This window comes from Parabacteroides provencensis, assembly GCF_900232875.1.
In the GTDB taxonomy this organism is placed as follows: Bacteria; Bacteroidota; Bacteroidia; order Bacteroidales; family Tannerellaceae; genus Parabacteroides; species Parabacteroides chinchillae.
This window is the reverse complement of sequence record NZ_LT960491.1, coordinates 130,968-145,630: the sequence shown is the minus strand read 5'-3', so window position 1 is coordinate 145,630 and position 14,663 is coordinate 130,968. Positions and strand designations below refer to the sequence as shown.

The window sequence follows — 14,663 nt, the reverse complement described above, 5'->3', positions numbered from 1 at the left end:
AAAAAGCCGTACATTTGCCTTTGTTTCTTGTTTATTGGATATGTACATATACTAAAAAAAGAAATCAATGAAAGAAGAAGGTGATGTTTTTAAAAAGTTTCGGGATTCTTTTGAAAAGATGGACGGACATTTCCATATACTTGAGCAGCGTGTGCCTGTAGAACTTCAAATGGAGTACTTTAAGCATTCGGAAGAAAAAAGAAAGGAGAACCAACCTCCTCGTCCATTGTCAGATCAGGAATGCCTGGATGTTTTTGGCCTTTTGGCTAGTGGCAAAGAGGCTGAGAAAGATGAAAAAAGAGAACTCCTTACTTTGCTTGCAACATCTAAGAATGTAAAAGCATACAGTTTGCTGAAAGAATACGTACAAACTCCTGACCCGGAAGTTACCGATTGGGCTTTTATGGCACTGATGGAATGTCGTATTTCTTTGGAATCGGAGCTCTCGGATGAAAAACAGATTTATATATCTACCGGATTAGGAGGAAAAGGTGAGAAACTGCGTTTTTATGTTCTGATTTTGTCGACGGATAAGAAACCTTTTGCAGATTATCAGAAACAAATTATTGAACGCGAATTTGCTTATTTCCTACCTAAAGTCAATTGTGAAATAGAACGTCTTACAATTGGAGAAAAATTTGTGGAACTGGTCTTTTTAATACCTGTTCGTGCTGATATTAAAGGAACACTCGATATAGTGATAAATGAGTGCAACCAATATGGTAACTTTCTTTCCGATATTTTTACGATAACGAATGTAAAGGAACTTACTCATGCTGAAATAGAAGAGATTATAAATAAGAATGGAAACAGTAAAACAAGCGATTAAATATGGTATCGTAGGTATAAGCAATACCCTCATAACAATGGTAGTTATTTGGGTTATGATGAAACTTTTCGGGTGCCGTGAAGGTCTGTCCAATATTACAGGATATATTGCCGGTATTTTGAATAGTTTTGTCTGGAATAAACAATGGACATTTAAGTCCAGTTCTTCAGGATGGGGGAAGAGTGCATATCGTTTTGCTGTAGCATTTGTTATTTGTTATTTGTTGCAATACGGATTGGTTATGTTGCTGAATAAACATTTAACCATCGATCATTATTATAACCACTTGATAGGAATGGCATTTTATACAGTGATTAATTTTATAATGAATAAGTTTTACACCTTTAAATCGTAGAAAGAAGGATGAAAAGACTGGCAGTTATTGTTCCTTGCTACAATGAAGAGGCCGTTATTGCGGAATCTTATCGGCGTACAAAAGAGGTATTGGCTTCTTTGCCAAACCCTACCGAGATTATTTACATCAATGATGGAAGTCGTGATAAGACACGTGAAATGCTGGATAATATTGCGGCCGACGATCCTGAAGTAAAAGTAATCCATTTCTCGCGCAACTTTGGACACCAACCGGCTGTTACTGCCGGCATCAATAACTGTGAGGCGGATTTGGCTATAATTATTGACGCTGATATGCAAGATCCTCCGGAATTGATTCCTGATATTTTAGCACTACAGGAGAAGGAAAATGCGAATGTGGTATATTGTGTTCGTAAATCACGGGAAGGAGAAAGTGTTTTCAAACTGTTTACAGCTAAAGCGTTCTATCGGATCATGAACTATATGAGTGAAGTCCATTTTCCTTTGGACACGGGAGACTTCCGTTTGGTAGACCGTAAGGTTATGAATGAATTTGACCGGTTTAAAGAACGGGGGAAATATATACGCGGTCTAATTAGTTGGGTTGGATTTCACCAGGTACCTTTTTATTATGAACGTGAAGCTCGTATTGCCGGAGAAACGAAGTACCCGTTAAGTAAAATGGTGAAGTTTGCTTCTACAGCTATGTTATATTTTTCTAAGAAACCGCTACGGTTGGCTACCAGTTTGGGGTTTATTTCAGTACTGGTGGGTATTGTATTGGCAAGTTGGTTTACTTTGGGAAAAATATATGGATTTAGTAATGCCGAGACAGGATGGACTTCTATCATGACTTCTGTAATCTTTTTCGGAGGAGTTCAACTGTTGACTGTTGGTGTTCTGGGGCAATATGTCGGTATTCTATTTGATGAGATCAAAGCACGCCCGGAGTATATTATAGATGAGACAAAGAATTTTAAATAAAAAATAGAGTAATAAGAAAGGCCATGTATAATCATGGCCTTTCTTATTACTCTATTTTTTATGAGTTGTTGATTTATTTGAGGTGTTCGTACGTTTACTGCTGCTACGGTTTCCGCCATCTTTACGTGAACGTCCACGTTGGGGAGTTGCATGTTTCTTAGGTTCGTACAAAGGTGTTTCTCCAAATTTAGGGTCTATAGGAATTTTATAAACTGTTTTTTGAAGAAAATCTTCAATTCGTTTAAATGAAGCTTGTTCGTCGGTTGAAACAAATGTGATGGCAAGCCCTTCTCCGCTTGTTCCTCTGGCTGTACGTCCGATGCGGTGTACATAGTCTTCCGGGTCATGAGGAATATCAAAATTTATAACGAGACGAATATCATTGATGTCTATTCCTCTTGAAACTACATCTGTTGCTACTAAAATGTCAATACGGCCATTCTTAAATTCTTTCATTACTTCTTCCCGCTGCGATTGCTCTAAATCGGAGTGCATCGGAGCTACATTGAAGTTCATCCGTTTTAAAGTATTGGCAAGTTCTTTCACTTTCATTTTTGAAGAAGAAAAGATAATAACCCGCTGTGGGCGACCTTGGGAAAACAGGTCTTCTAAGATGCTTATTTTTTGTGTCTCATAGCATATATATGCCGTTTGCATGATTGACTCCGGCGGACGGGAAATCGCAATTTCTACTTCTACCGGATTTTTTAATATGTTTTGGGCTAAAGTGCGTATTTTGGGTGGCATAGTAGCCGAAAACATAATAGACTGACATGTAGGAGGGAGCAGCTTATATACTTGCATAATATCTTCGTAAAATCCCATATCCAACATGCGGTCGGCTTCATCAAGAACGAAAAATGAGACTTGGGATAAATCTACTGAACCTAATTTAATATGTGATAATAGGCGTCCCGGGGTTGCAATTACAATGTCAGCACCCATTTCCAAACCTCTTTTTTGTTGTTCCCAGGCAATACCATCAGTTCCACCATATACTGCTACTGCAGATACAGGGATGAAATATGAAAAACCTTCTATTTGTTGGTCTATTTGTTGGGCTAACTCACGGGTTGGAGCCATGATTATAGCATTTATTGCATTTGCAGGATGTTCTCCTTTGCTCAGTTCATTAATTACAGGTAATACATAGGCCGCTGTTTTTCCTGTTCCGGTTTGGGCACAAGCGATAATATCTTTTCCTTCTAATATAACTGGGATAGTAAGCTCTTGTACAGGGGTTGTTTCTATGAAATTCATTGCATCAAGCCCATCTAAGATCTCTTCTTCTAGTTGTAATTCATCAAATCTCATCTTACATCATTAAATTCTCGGTAAAGATATATAATATTTGGCAATATATGATCTTTACCTAATTACTTCTTTTTTTGCATCTTTGATTTGAATGATATTGGTTGATTTTCTTTGTCTTTTAGTTGCTAATATTGAAAAATGAAATACCTTTATAGCCACAATCGTGGCTTTATTTAAAATGGCAAGTATGAATAGGGGTGAAGATATTAATAATCTTCAGTTAAAATTAGAGGAAAAAGCAAAAGATAGTCTTGAACTTCATGAACTGATTAATACTATTTTAGATCATCTTCCGCTGGGTGTTTTTGTTAAAGATGCAGAGGATCAGTTCCGGTATCTTTATTGGAATCGTTTTATGGAAGAGATTACCGGTATTAAAACATCAGCCATAGAGGGGCATAATGATTTTGAAGTGCATTATGGTGCGGTATTGTCAAAAGAAGAACGTTTGAAAACGGATCTTGAGATTCTGAAAACTGGTAAAACACTCGAATTTCAGGGACGGATACAAACAACATCCGGTACATATAAAGATATTGAGATTACAAAATTTCCAATATTCCTGAAAAATGGAAAACCTTTGCTACTTGCCTTATGGCGTGATGTTACTTCCAAACGTGAGGTAGAAAATGCATTAAAAAGAACTCGTACTTTAACCAAGATGGCATTACGTACCAGTGATATCCGTACTTGTTCTATTTTTGTAAATCCTAATAGTAAATTAAATTATGAAGATTCCATAGTAAGCCTGAATAATTGGGATACGAATGATGAAGAAATGGTAAACGTGCCATGGAAAGTGTTTGCGTCCAGAATACATCCGGATGATTATAATTTATATATTGAGAATTTCCTAAGGCTTTGTCGTGGTGAGGTTAAAGAAACAAAACAAGAAGTCCGGGTAAAATATCCCGGATCGGAAGATTATACATGGCGTGATACTTCTGCTTATATTTATGAATATGATGAAAATGGAGATCCTACTGTTTTATTAGGTTGTTCCACAAATATTCAGAGCCGTAAAGATCAGGAATTAGGTATGGAAAAAGCTCTTCAAAAGGCGGAAGATGCAGATAAAATGAAGTCTAAATATCTGGCAGATATGAGCCATGAGATTCGTACTCCGTTAAATGCAATTACAGGTTTTGCCGAATTGATGGCGTTTGCCGATTCCGATGAAGAGCGCTTATCTTATTATGAAATTATAAAGACCAACAATCAGCTTTTGATGCAGCTTATCAATGATATTCTTGATTTGTCGAAGATCGAAGCCGATGCTATTAAAATAAACTATACTCCGGTAGATATAAATGAACTGATGGACACTATTTATGCATCGGCAAAATTGCGTATAGCCGGAAATGTGACAATGAAATTAGAAAAAGACAAGCCTGCCTGTAAATTTGTAACCGATCAGATCCGTTTATTGCAGTTGGTAAATAATCTGGTAAACAATGCTATAAAGAATACGAAAGAAGGCTGTATTACTATCGGATATAAAAGCTTGCCGGATGAACTGTATGAATTTTATGTACAAGACACCGGTGTTGGTATTGCAAAAGAGAAAATGGAATCCCTTTTTAATCGTTTTGTTAAATTGAACGATTATGTGGAAGGTATAGGTTTGGGGTTAGCTATTTGCAAAAGTCTGGTTACAAAAATGGGAGGTTCTATTTCTGTGGAATCCAAGTTGGGAGAAGGTTCCCGCTTTTCATTTATATTGCCTTGCCATAGTAAAGACCTCAAATATCATCGTTTCCCGTAATAACGTTTGTATATCTTGTCATATAAACCATTTGCGCGTATTTGGTTGAACCAGCTGTTTAAACTATCCAGTAATACCGGTGAGTCCTTACGTACTGCCCATGATTGGAGTTGTGTAAAACTAATATCCGTATCAATATCTATTTCAGGAAGTTGTTCCTTGGACAGACGAGCCATTTGTTGATCACATACTGCATAATCTATATCTCCTTTAGCTACCATAATAGCTAATTGTTCGGACGAATAGAGCTCATCTTCTTCTACATAAATAGTATCGCCGATTTCTATTTCCAGATTACGGAGACGTAAAAGGGCAGGAGAGTCTTTGGGTATATATAAAGTCTTTTTAGCTAAATCCAATTGATTGCGAATGGGCTGTTTACCTTCGTTAGCTTCGGCTGTACGCTGAACTAATACTTGTTTGTTTAATACAATTGGCTCTGTAAAGAGATACTCTTCTTTGATTTTACTTGTAATCGGGATGTTGCGGGCAATGATGTCGCATTTGTTATCAGATAATTCTTTAAAACTTTCGGCGAGGCTCATTTCCAAATGAGTTTGTACTTCTAACCCGGATAATTCGGCAATCGCTTTACCCAATTCATATTGAAACCCTTCTATCGTATCTCCTGATATGAAATAGCCGGACTGGTTGTATTCGGTTACCATTCTTAATACACCTTCTTTTTTGATCTGCTCATAGTCACGAGGAGGTATTTCATGTGTTTTATGTTGCCATAACATGATCATGGTTGAAACAGCAATAACCAATAAGATAAAATAAAGAATCAGCAATTTCTTATTTCTCATACCATCTAATTATTGATAATTACGTATGTATTAATTATTGAACATAACAGCTACACCCATCTTGAGTACCATCGGATCAAGAGGATAGTGCGATAGAGAGAAGTAGTTCGGGTCTACAAACTTGGAGCTTAAGTTATATGCCATCACAAAAAAACGGGCTTGTTTCAGGTGGAAATTGGCATAGGCGTTTATTAATGGATAATTACCCACTTTAGCTTGTTCATTAGGTCTTTGCAATTGGAATTGTTGCGTAGCCGGTTCATAGTATGGTGCATAATAAGCTGTATTGTAATACATATTTGCACCTAATTGTATGGTTAAAACTTTTGCCAGTTTAAATGCAACATACATGTTTGTATATAAACTAAGCTGAGGTAAAGGTAATACTTCTTTATCACTGCTTAACTGGTAAGCAACTTCATTTTCCCATCCAAAGGCACGATATTTCAGGTCTTGTTTTAAACGGGCAGAGATAACTTGAATGTTCCCGTTCTTTTGTTCTGGGTATCCTTTATGATTAAAGAATATATAATTCTGTATACTTTCCACTCCGGCGGATAGTTTTGTTTTTGTTGATTCCAGATTGATCTCTCCACCGGCGTATACTTGTTGTATTTTTTTGAAGTCGTTATCCCACCAAAAAAACGAAGAATGGAAATGACGCACATAAAAAGCCGGGTTCACATTCTTTATGTACGCATCAGCTTTGATAACAGCATCTTTTTTGAATAAAGTAAAACGGGTTTGCAGATTTCCTGTTACACGTAATTCTCCTACATCACTACCGAATAACCCTAATTCTCCACGTGCATTGAACGTTAGCAACCGACCCTGGCTTTTTGATAATTCAGCACCGATGAAGGATGAAAATTCATCATAAATTTGTTGTGTTTTTGGAGTCACGAGAATTTGAGTACCGGATATCCCGTCTTCTGTGTCATAAGCTGCAGGTAATTTAAAACGACGTTTCTCGAAGTTTATATAAGCTGTTAATCCGAATTTTACCCAATCCTGGAATCCTTCCCGCAATGATAGCCCCAATGTGTTGCTTAAACTCCAATAGGATGTACGGTCTTCTACCACTTGCTTGTTTTCTGAATTTTCCGTATCTATAAAATGATCAACATAACAGGTGTCGATACCTTGATCTCCGGAGCCAAAATGTCTGCGGTTGTCTTTATATTCAAAAGTGTGAATGATGCTGGATATAGGTACAAATACTTTTTTTGCGTTGCCTTCTTCATCCGTTTCATCCAATTCGCGTTCAAACCCTAAATTGTATCTTTGGGTAAAGAAATATTGCTTACCACGTACGCGGTTCCACGTATCGGAAAAACGTACGGGAAAAGCTTTCGTGTCGGTTGCACGTTTACTGTCGAAACCTTCTACCGGATTGTCCGGGTTTGTGATGTACCGATCGTTTGTGAGCCCTCCGTTTTCTTTATTAATAAAGTTGAAGTTGCTCAGATAGGCATATAAGTCGTATTTGTCGGAGAGATAGCTCCCGAATAGCCGGTAACTCAAAAGTTTGTTCCCATTTGATTCGTAATGACCACGGCTGTAAATATAGTCCAAGTCGCCTCCTATATTTATCTTTTTCCCAAAATTCAGGGTAAGAGTTCCTTTTAACCGTTCATCCTTATTCTGGCTGGAACCGGCCGTAGTGTACATAATATCCGTATATGGGATTTTTGTGTCGTAAAAATAGGCGTTTTCGGGTGTCGTGATATAGTAATCATACGGGTCGGCAAAAATGAAATCACGGGCTTCTTTCCGTTCAAAAAACATTCTTGTTTGGGCGGCCGAACCAACGTTTGCCTGGTAGCCTACAGCTAATGACTTACTTTCAACCAGGGTAGAATTTGCATAATTAAGTCGTCCCGTATCTAAAGGGGCAATATAAGGCTCTCCTAATAAAGGTGTAAGATGATAAGCAATGATACGTTTGGATTTTAATGCGGCACTGTCTACTGCCAGCAGACTGTCGGGTATATTTTTTTTTGCCGATGAAAGATTTGCTAGCGAGAAACTGCCTCGTCCACCTCCTTCCCGGCGATCCTGTGCTGACATAGTTACGGTTTCACACAGGAAGAGTAATATGAATAAATAATACTTCATGGGCTGCAAAGATAATAATATACCTCTTTTGAATTCAAAAGACGGGACTTTTTAAATGTTAAGACAAGACTTTTACACTTAAAAGACGGGACTTTCGATGCCAAAAGAGGTATCCTTGTTTTTGCAGAGTTTGCAAATTATATTTTCTTGATAATTTCCATTCCTTTTTTTATGGCTGTTTCGTTCATCGGTATTAGCTTATGATGACGTTCGGGCAAAGATTTCTTTAACCCAAGCAGTACATTTTCTAATTTTACCATTGGAACGATTTTAAGCAGACCTCCAAGGATAAGCATATTAAATGCTTTTTCATTCTTCATTTCCGTGGCAACATCCATAGCATCTACGCGATAGACAGAGATGTCCGTACGTTTTACGGAAGTATGGATCCCGTAACCGTCATAAATAAGAATACCGCCCGGCTTTACTTTACTTTCAAATTTATCCATTGATGGTTGATTCAATATGATAGCAATATCATATTCGTTCAGAACAGGAGAACTTATACGGTCATCACTTAAAATTACTGTCACGTTGGCCGTACCGCCACGTTGTTCGGGACCGTAAGAGGGCATCCAACTTACCTCTTTTCCTTCCATCAACCCGGAGTAAGCCAATATTTTACCCATTGATAAAACACCTTGGCCTCCGAAACCTGCTATAATTATTTCTTGTTTCATCTTACTATTATTCAACATTTTTTAAGTCACCTAACGGATAGAAGGGGAACATGTTCTCTTCCATCCATTTGTTTGCTTTTTCCGGTGTCATTTTCCATCCGGACGAACAGGTAGAAACAAATTCAACAACCGAGGTTCCTTTACCGGACATTGAATTTTCAAATGCTTTACGCAACATTTTCTTTGCTTTCTTTACAGCTGCCGGAGTTTGTACGCTCTGACGGGTTACCAGGCAAGTTCCTTCCAATTCTGCAAGTAAATTACTTATTTTAAGAGGATAGCCGTTTAAGGCAATATTACGTCCGTACGGACAGGTAGATGTAGGCATGCCTTCCAACGTGGTAGGAGCCATTTGTCCTCCGGTCATACCGTAAATAGCATTGTTTACGAAAACGATCACGATATTTTCTCCGCGATTGGCTGCATGGATAGTTTCTGCTGTACCAATAGCAGCCAGGTCACCGTCTCCCTGATAAGTAAATACCATTTTTTCGGGATTTAGCCTTTTTACGGCAGTGGCAATTGCCGGTGCACGTCCATGAGCTGCTTCAAGCCAATCTATATCGAGATAATTATAAGCAAATACGGCACATCCTACGGGGGAGACACCTATTGTTTTTTCTTCCATATCCATGTCGGCAATTACTTCGGCAATAAGCTTATGTATAACACCGTGGCTGCAACCGGGGCAGTAGTGCATGGAATTTTCATTCATTAATCTGGGTTTTTCATATACCAGATTTTCCGGTTTAATTATTTCGTTGAGTTCCATATGAATAATTTTTCAATTTGTTAATATGCTAATGGATTTACTCTAAAGACCAGCATATTATTAATTAATAAACCTTACTACGTATTGTGCTAATCTCAGTACAATAGCAGCTCCGCCACAATACAAGAATACACTGCGGTCGCTAACCGCAAAATAACATATTACGGCAGCAATAGCCAATAGCATAAAAAGCAATGTCAGTATTTCGTCTATTTTACTTCCACGTTTCATAAATTGATAATTTTTAATTCTCAATTATCAACGTCTTCAATGCATCCAATACTTCATCCGGAGTAAATACGATACCTCCTAAACGTCCGAAATGCTCGACTTTTACTTTACCGTTTACAGCCAGGCGAACATCTTCTACCATTTGTCCGGCATTTAACTCAACAGAAAGCATGCCTTTTACCTGATCAGCATATTTTGCAATTATTTTTGTAGGGAACGGCCACAAAGTGATAGGACGTAATAAACCCAGTTTAATGCCTTCTGCACGGGCATTCTCTACTACTTTCTGGCAAATACGTGCTGAAGAACCGAAAGCGATTAGCAAATACTCTGCGTCGTCACAAAAGAACTCTTCATAACGAACTTCGTTTTCTTCGATTTTTTTATATTTAGCCTGAAAGCGGATATTATTCTCTTCCATTTTTGCCGGATCCAGCTCAAGGGAAGTGATAACATTAGACTTGCGATTGGTCGTTTTGCCCTGTACAGCCCAAGGACATTCTGCAATAATTTCTTCTTCGGTTCTGCGTTTATGGAATGGAGGCATAACCACTTTTTCCATCATCTGGCCAATGATACCGTCAGCTAAGATGATAGCAGGATTAGAATATTTGAACGCAAGATCAAAGCCTAAACCAACAAAGTCTGCCATTTCCTGTACGGAAGAAGGAGCTAGGGTTATTAACCGGTAGTCGCCGTGTCCGCCGCCTTTTACAGTTTGGAAATAGTCGGCCTGACTGGGCTGGATTGTTCCCAGTCCTGGACCTCCACGCATTACGTTTACAATCAGACAGGGAAGTTCTGCTCCTGCTATATAAGATATACCTTCTTGCTTCAGACTTATCCCCGGACTGGAAGACGAGGTCATTACCTTTTTTCCTGTTCCGGCTCCACCATACACCATATTGATAGCAGCCACTTCACTTTCTGCTTGCAAAACTACCATTCCTGTAGTTTCCCACGGCATTTCAGCCATAAGGGTTTCCAAAATCTCGGACTGAGGAGTGATCGGGTAACCGAAATATCCATCTACACCATAGCGGATTGCAGCGTGTGCGATAGCTTCATTACCCTTCATTAATTTTATATCTTCTGCCATATCTTTATTTTCAACTTTCAATTATCGATTTTCTTTTTGTAGATGGTTAAACAACCGTCCGGACAAACCCAACCACAACTAGCACATCCTATGCATGCATCCGGATTTTTCATGTACACATAATGGTACCCCTTGTTGTTAACTTCCCTGGGATGTAGTTCCAGTACATCTGATGGGCAGGCTACAACGCAAAGGTTGCAGCCTTTGCAGCGTTCCGTGTTTACAACAACAGCTCCTTTTATCTTCGCCATAATTATTCTGTTTAAAATCTATTGTTTCATTCAAGTCGCCAAAGTTAGCAAAAACTTTGAAAAGTGTTTCCTTTTCGCTGTAATTAGTAACCATATCCTGTCAGAAGAGTGGAAAAATGTACTATATTTGCAACGACTTATCATAGGGGTGCCTTAATATACAGGCTGAGATTATACCCATTGAACCTGATCCGGGTAATGCCGCCGAAGGGAAGAAGGTAGAATGATTGAATAAAAGAAAGCGTTTACCTCTATGTGCTTTCTGATGTTTTTAACTCTAAATTATAATTGGTAATGGAACAGATTGTTTCAACAGGAATTATTGATTCCTATTTTGCAAAGTTAAAGAGTAATTTATCAGTAGACGTAGCTATCGTAGGTGGAGGCCCATCCGGTATTGTTGCTGCTTATTATTTGGCAAAAGCCGGAAAGAAGGTAGCGCTTTTTGACCGTAAATTAGCTCCCGGAGGAGGTATGTGGGGTGGTGCTATGATGTTTAATGATATTGTAGTACAGGAAGAAGCTATGCCTATTGTTAAAGAATTGGGCGTGTCTTATCATGCTGCGGGTAATGGTACTTATATTATGGATTCTGTTCATACCACTTCTGCACTGATTTATCAGGCTACTAAAGCAGGGGCCACAATTTTTAATTGTTATTCGGTAGAAGACGTCGTATTCCATAACGATGTCGTAGCAGGCGTGGTGGTAAACTGGGCTCCGGTAATCCGTGAAGGAATGCATGTCGATCCATTGACTATTATGGCAAAAGCTGTTTTGGAAGGTACGGGACACGATTGTGAAGTTGCCCGCACAGTCGCCCGTAAGAATGATATTAAATTGAATACACCTACCGGAGGTGTGATAGGAGAACGTTCTTTGAATGTGGAATTAGGCGAGTCTACTACTGTAGAAAATACGAAAGAGATTTATCCCGGATTGTTTGTCTCAGGTATGGCTGCTAACGGTGTAAGTGGCAGTTTCCGTATGGGGCCTATTTTCGGAGGTATGTTAATGAGTGGTAAAAAAGCTGCCGAACTGATTTGCGACAAGCTGGGTAAATAACCGGAGGTAATTTTATTTAATGATATATTGGCTTTAGCTGCATTCATATAATGTTTGGCTAAAGCCAATTTTATATTTATATTTGTCTCGTCCGGTTAAAAAACCGGCGTCCAGATTAGGAATATGTTTAAAACCACTATTATGAAGAGTCGACTAATGAATCTTTTTCCGGCTATTTTATGCCTTCTTTTTTATTCGGTTACCACAAATGCGATAACCGGTAAGTCTTCGGATATTGTTATTGAAAACAGTCAGATGCGTCTGGTCATCAGTTCGGATGGCAAGGCACGTAGTTTGATACATAAATCCAGCGGCCAGGAATGTCTGGATACTCAGTCGGAACTCCCGGTTTGTGCTATAACTCAATATAGGCCTTATGATAATGAGAACTTCCTTATGTTTCCGGCCAAGCCCCGCACTTTTCCTTCAAACAAAGTAGAACGGATTGGAGATACCTTGCGGGTTGAATTTGAAGATACATATGATATTGCTTATATACCGATGCATATTACGGATGACTATATCCATTTTACTCTCGACAAGATTGATTACCGTATTGAAGATTTTGGAGTAAAACGCAAAACAGAGATCGATGAATTTACTCTTATGCAATTGCCTGTTCGTAAACGTGAAAATTTCGGTGAATGGCTAAATGTTGTATGGGATGGAGACGTGGCTGTGAACCTTCTTGCAACTTCTCCGTGTACCCGTATTGATGCTTTTCAACAAAAAAATGCAATTAACTTATATGCAGGCCTTGACTATCAGGTGAAATTGTTTGGAGCTGGTGCTGCATTGATAACCACGTCAAAAGACCGGTTGTTGCCATGTATTGACCGGTTGGAGCGCGATTACAATATGCCGTTGGGTGTTGAAAGCCGGCTTCGCCAGGAATATCCTTATTCTTATTATGAATTGCGAAATGTGACGACTGAAAATATAGATGAACATATCTCTTTCGCGAAAAAAGGCGGTTTTAAAACCATTGTTATTTATTATGTAGACTTTGCGAAATCTTGCGGCCACTATCCCTGGCGCAAGGAATATCCGAACGGAATGAAAGACCTGAAAGAAATAACAGACAAGATATATAAAGCCGGAATGATCCCGGGTTTGCATTTGCATTACTCAAAGGTTGGACGGGATGATCCTTATTTAATGGGGGATAATCCGGATACGCGCTTTAACCATGTGCGTAATTTTACTTTGGCGCGTCCGGCCGATTCTACTTCTACAGTTCTTTATATAGAAGAGAATCCGGAAGGAATACAAATGGAAAAGAACCGTACATTGCTTCAGATAGGAAAGGAGTTGATATTGTATACAGGCTTTACTACCACTCCTCCATATCAGTTAACCGGTTGTACGCGCGGTGTAGGCGGCTCTGTTCCCCGTGTTTATGATAAAGGCGAAAGATTCGGGCTGTTGGATGTAGACGACTGGCCTTTATTTGTCCGTGTAGATCAGAACACCGGTTTACAAAAAGAAATAGCTGAAAGGTTAGGGCAGATATATGAAGGTGCCGGTTTCCGCTTTGTCTATTTTGATGGCGCCGAAGATGTTCCTATGCCTTATTGGTATAATGTATCCCGCTCCCAATTGGCTGTTTATAATGAATTAAATCCAAAACCATTATATGCTGAAGGCGCTTTGAAGTCGCATTACGGATGGCATATTTTGAGCCGTGGAAATGCTTTCGATATTTTTCCGCCGGAACGTATTCGTCCTGCAATGAAGAAATATACAACGCGTGCGGCACGTCAGATAGCAAAAGATTTTACATCGGTCAATTTTGGTTGGGTAAATTATCTTGCTCCTTCGGAGAAAACAATCGGCATGCAGCCTGATATGTATGAATATATATGTAGCCATGCGGTTGCATGGAATAGTCCTATTTCATTGGTTGGTAACCTGGATGATCTGCGGAAACATCCTCGTACGGATGATAACCTCCAAGTTATTCGCTGGTGGGAGGAGGCCAAGTTGAAGGGAGTTTTTACCGAAGCGCAGAAAGAAATGCTGAAAAATCTTGATCAGGAATATATCTTATTAAAGGATAAGGGCGGGCGGTATGACTTATATCCTTATAAACAAATAACTACAGATGCGGAGCTTCCTATCCGGGCATTTGTTTTTGAGAAACATGGTAAAACATGTATTGTGTATTGGCATATGTCGGGAAGTGGAGAAGTGGTGTTGGATATAGACAAACGTAAAATCCGCTTGTCGGATGTTATAGGTAAACGAATCCCGATACGTGAAAAAGATGGTAAGGTTGTTATACCTGCTGCCGGACGTTTATTCCTGGATATTGACTTGCCTGTAGAAGAAGCCATTTCTTTATTCAGAAAGTCACTGGGATTGCTTTGATTAAAGCTTCACTTTTGTTTATTATAAATCGCCCCGATCATTTTATAAAATCATCCCGATC

The 14,663-nt window shown here is 38.9% G+C and carries 14 protein-coding genes and 1 riboswitch; of the genes, 6 read left to right on the top strand and 8 right to left on the bottom strand.

Annotation, left to right across the window (positions count from 1 at the left end):
- Positions 1 to 67: 67 nt before the first annotated feature.
- Genes CTY47_RS13940 through CTY47_RS13930 form a run of 3 tightly spaced genes read left to right on the top strand, consistent with a single transcriptional unit; the run spans position 68 to position 2,128 of the window.
- A complete protein-coding gene (locus tag CTY47_RS13940; protein ID WP_099465391.1) occupies positions 68 to 829 on the top strand; it encodes a hypothetical protein in 762 nt (253 codons plus the stop codon).
- Positions 804 to 1,184, top strand: a complete 381-nt coding sequence (locus CTY47_RS13935) for a GtrA family protein (protein WP_099465390.1) — start codon at positions 804 to 806, stop codon at positions 1,182 to 1,184. The genes CTY47_RS13940 and CTY47_RS13935 overlap by 26 nt, the downstream gene beginning before the upstream one ends.
- A gap of 8 nt (positions 1,185 to 1,192) precedes the next feature.
- A complete protein-coding gene (locus CTY47_RS13930) occupies positions 1,193 to 2,128 on the top strand; it encodes a glycosyltransferase family 2 protein (protein ID WP_099465389.1) in 936 nt (311 codons plus the stop codon).
- Positions 2,129 to 2,179: 51 nt separating this feature from the next.
- Here the strand turns inward: CTY47_RS13930 and CTY47_RS13925 are convergent, their stop codons facing one another.
- Complete coding sequence (locus CTY47_RS13925; RefSeq protein ID WP_099465388.1) at positions 2,180 to 3,442, bottom strand: DEAD/DEAH box helicase; 1,263 nt, start codon at positions 3,440 to 3,442, stop codon at positions 2,180 to 2,182.
- 187 nt (positions 3,443 to 3,629) lie between these two features.
- Between CTY47_RS13925 and CTY47_RS13920 the strand changes: the two genes are divergently transcribed.
- A complete protein-coding gene (locus CTY47_RS13920) occupies positions 3,630 to 5,207 on the top strand; it encodes a PAS domain-containing sensor histidine kinase (protein ID WP_099465519.1) in 1,578 nt (525 codons plus the stop codon).
- Here CTY47_RS13920 and CTY47_RS13915 read toward each other — a convergent pair.
- The 7 genes from CTY47_RS13915 to CTY47_RS13890 all read right to left on the bottom strand — a co-directional run bounded on the left by CTY47_RS13915 (position 5,192) and on the right by CTY47_RS13890 (position 11,167).
- Positions 5,192 to 6,016: a transporter substrate-binding domain-containing protein gene (locus CTY47_RS13915; protein WP_099465387.1), complete on the bottom strand. Its 825-nt coding sequence runs from the start codon at positions 6,014 to 6,016 to the stop codon at positions 5,192 to 5,194. The two genes, CTY47_RS13920 and CTY47_RS13915, sit on opposite strands and share 16 nt — an antisense overlap.
- Positions 6,017 to 6,046: 30 nt before the next feature.
- Complete coding sequence (locus tag CTY47_RS13910; RefSeq protein ID WP_099465386.1) at positions 6,047 to 8,134, bottom strand: putative porin; 2,088 nt, start codon at positions 8,132 to 8,134, stop codon at positions 6,047 to 6,049.
- A gap of 137 nt (positions 8,135 to 8,271) precedes the next feature.
- Positions 8,272 to 8,814, bottom strand: coding sequence for a 2-oxoacid:acceptor oxidoreductase family protein (locus CTY47_RS13905; protein WP_099465518.1), 543 nt, complete (start codon positions 8,812 to 8,814; stop codon positions 8,272 to 8,274).
- A gap of 7 nt (positions 8,815 to 8,821) precedes the next feature.
- On the bottom strand, positions 8,822 to 9,586 hold the full coding sequence (locus CTY47_RS13900; RefSeq protein WP_099465385.1) for a thiamine pyrophosphate-dependent enzyme: 765 nt from the start codon (positions 9,584 to 9,586) through the stop codon (positions 8,822 to 8,824).
- A 60-nt stretch (positions 9,587 to 9,646) separates the two neighbouring features.
- The gene (locus CTY47_RS17135) at positions 9,647 to 9,817 is read right to left on the bottom strand and encodes a hypothetical protein (protein WP_199163429.1); all 171 of its coding nucleotides are present in this window, start codon (positions 9,815 to 9,817) and stop codon (positions 9,647 to 9,649) included.
- Between the two features lie 13 nt (positions 9,818 to 9,830).
- Entirely contained in the window at positions 9,831 to 10,916 is a 1,086-nt protein-coding gene (locus tag CTY47_RS13895; RefSeq protein ID WP_099465517.1) for a 3-methyl-2-oxobutanoate dehydrogenase subunit VorB, read from the bottom strand.
- 17 nt (positions 10,917 to 10,933) lie between these two features.
- A complete protein-coding gene (locus tag CTY47_RS13890; protein WP_099465384.1) occupies positions 10,934 to 11,167 on the bottom strand; it encodes a 4Fe-4S dicluster domain-containing protein in 234 nt (77 codons plus the stop codon).
- A gap of 134 nt (positions 11,168 to 11,301) precedes the next feature.
- Positions 11,302 to 11,399, top strand: a riboswitch (TPP riboswitch).
- Positions 11,400 to 11,461: 62 nt separating this feature from the next.
- On the opposite strand from CTY47_RS13890, the gene CTY47_RS13885 reads away from it, so the two are divergent.
- On the top strand, positions 11,462 to 12,232 hold the full coding sequence (locus tag CTY47_RS13885; RefSeq protein WP_099465383.1) for a sulfide-dependent adenosine diphosphate thiazole synthase: 771 nt from the start codon (positions 11,462 to 11,464) through the stop codon (positions 12,230 to 12,232).
- A 141-nt stretch (positions 12,233 to 12,373) separates the two neighbouring features.
- A complete protein-coding gene (locus CTY47_RS13880) occupies positions 12,374 to 14,602 on the top strand; it encodes an alpha-amylase family protein (RefSeq protein WP_233202199.1) in 2,229 nt (742 codons plus the stop codon).
- Positions 14,603 to 14,663: the final 61 nt, after the last annotated feature.

Coding starts and splice junctions, on each gene's coding strand:
- CTY47_RS13895 (WP_099465517.1), bottom strand. CDS start 10,916: ATGGCAGAAGATATAAAATTAATGAAGGGTAATGAAGCTATCGCACAC.
- CTY47_RS13885 (WP_099465383.1), top strand. CDS start 11,462: ATGGAACAGATTGTTTCAACAGGAATTATTGATTCCTATTTTGCAAAG.
- CTY47_RS17135 (WP_199163429.1), bottom strand. CDS start 9,817: ATGAAACGTGGAAGTAAAATAGACGAAATACTGACATTGCTTTTTATG.
- CTY47_RS13935 (WP_099465390.1), top strand. CDS start 804: ATGGAAACAGTAAAACAAGCGATTAAATATGGTATCGTAGGTATAAGC.
- CTY47_RS13920 (WP_099465519.1), top strand. CDS start 3,630: ATGAATAGGGGTGAAGATATTAATAATCTTCAGTTAAAATTAGAGGAA.
- CTY47_RS13940 (WP_099465391.1), top strand. CDS start 68: ATGAAAGAAGAAGGTGATGTTTTTAAAAAGTTTCGGGATTCTTTTGAA.
- CTY47_RS13905 (WP_099465518.1), bottom strand. CDS start 8,814: ATGAAACAAGAAATAATTATAGCAGGTTTCGGAGGCCAAGGTGTTTTA.
- CTY47_RS13900 (WP_099465385.1), bottom strand. CDS start 9,586: ATGGAACTCAACGAAATAATTAAACCGGAAAATCTGGTATATGAAAAA.
- CTY47_RS13930 (WP_099465389.1), top strand. CDS start 1,193: ATGAAAAGACTGGCAGTTATTGTTCCTTGCTACAATGAAGAGGCCGTT.
- CTY47_RS13910 (WP_099465386.1), bottom strand. CDS start 8,134: ATGAAGTATTATTTATTCATATTACTCTTCCTGTGTGAAACCGTAACT.
- CTY47_RS13890 (WP_099465384.1), bottom strand. CDS start 11,167: ATGGCGAAGATAAAAGGAGCTGTTGTTGTAAACACGGAACGCTGCAAA.
- CTY47_RS13915 (WP_099465387.1), bottom strand. CDS start 6,016: ATGAGAAATAAGAAATTGCTGATTCTTTATTTTATCTTATTGGTTATT.
- CTY47_RS13880 (WP_233202199.1), top strand. CDS start 12,374: ATGAAGAGTCGACTAATGAATCTTTTTCCGGCTATTTTATGCCTTCTT.
- CTY47_RS13925 (WP_099465388.1), bottom strand. CDS start 3,442: ATGAGATTTGATGAATTACAACTAGAAGAAGAGATCTTAGATGGGCTT.